General features: G+C 37.6%; 3 protein-coding genes. 1 reads left to right on the forward strand and 2 read right to left on the reverse strand.

Annotation, left to right across the window (positions count from 1 at the left end):
- Together BN338_RS03245 and BN338_RS03250 are read right to left on the reverse strand one after the other, a co-directional pair.
- Positions 1-302 (reverse strand): DUF1376 domain-containing protein (locus BN338_RS03245; RefSeq protein WP_039759028.1); only part of this gene is annotated, 302 nt, incomplete at its 3' end.
- Positions 292-768: a crossover junction endodeoxyribonuclease RuvC gene (locus BN338_RS03250; protein WP_039759032.1), complete on the reverse strand. Its 477-nt coding sequence runs from the start codon at positions 766-768 to the stop codon at positions 292-294. The genes BN338_RS03250 and BN338_RS03245, both read right to left, overlap by 11 nt.
- Before the next feature lie 75 nt (positions 769-843).
- Between BN338_RS03250 and BN338_RS12075 the strand changes: the two genes are divergently transcribed.
- Positions 844-1,103, forward strand: a 260-nt coding sequence (locus BN338_RS12075; RefSeq protein WP_039759034.1) for a hypothetical protein, incomplete at its 3' end; no start/stop codon positions are given.

Consider the following 1,103-nt stretch of genomic DNA (forward strand, 5'->3'; position numbering starts at 1 on the left):
TTTTCTTCAAAACTATTGAGTTCATTCTCAACGTCTGAACTCCATAAACGTCCATCTTCTAAGCGTATTATGTGGCCCGCTCTTATTAAATAGTCTAATGCCTTCTGAAATTTTTTTACTGAACAGCTAGTAAAATCAGATAATATTTGCTCATCATTTAAAAGGGGCTCTCCAGTATGTAACATTCTTATCCGTAACTTTACATAAACGTTGGATTCCATAGGAGGTAAACCATAGAGCTTAAATAGCCATTCGTCCGTAAAAAGCCTTATCAATGGTAACCTAATTGACTTAATTGCCATGTATTTTTCCCTTCTCTTTAATTATTAAATGTAAAATTGCTAAAGCGTCTGCTTCGTTATCATCTTTTGGTGCATGCCCTTTTGCACGCATTGCACTCATCATCTCTTCTTTCGATGCATTCCCCTTCCCTGTTGTCGCTTTCTTAATCGTACAAACAGGGATGCCCTCATACGGTATCTGATGATGTTCACACCATGCCGTTAACGTTGCTAGTAAACCACCATAAATATGAGCAGCGTCTGTTCCTAAATGACGCCTCACTTCCTCAAAATAAACTTCGTCAATACCCCCTGCTGTAACCTTTATTTCTGATAGCCATTGCTTAAAGCGTAAAAAACGCATTCCACCGCCTTCAAAACGACGGGGGTGAAAATTCATAGTACCACTGATGATATGACTATCCGCACCACGCACCGCCCACCCCGTCTTTGTACCTAGATCAAAGCAAAGAATCGTGTTAATCACCGCACCACTCCATACAAAACGTGTTTTATAAGATTGTTTTTGCCGAATAGCGAAGGAAGAAAGAGCGTACAGAATATGGAAATACCACCTAATGTACTCAGTAGTATTGTATCTGCTTTCATTGGTAGTACAATCTCGTTTTTGCTGTCATTGTATGTCAGAAACATAGACCTAAAAAGAGCAAAAAAAATACGAAAAGAAGATTTATGCAATGTAGAAAAAGAGTTAAACCATTTAGAAGACCAAAATAAATCATTGCAAAAGCAAGCTACATTAGCAGAAAAACACGTCAATTTTTTACTAAAAACAAAAGAAGAATTGGATTTAGGACCATC

The organism is Bartonella queenslandensis AUST/NH15 (assembly GCF_000312585.1).
In the GTDB taxonomy this organism is placed as follows: domain Bacteria; phylum Pseudomonadota; class Alphaproteobacteria; order Rhizobiales; family Rhizobiaceae; genus Bartonella; species Bartonella queenslandensis_A.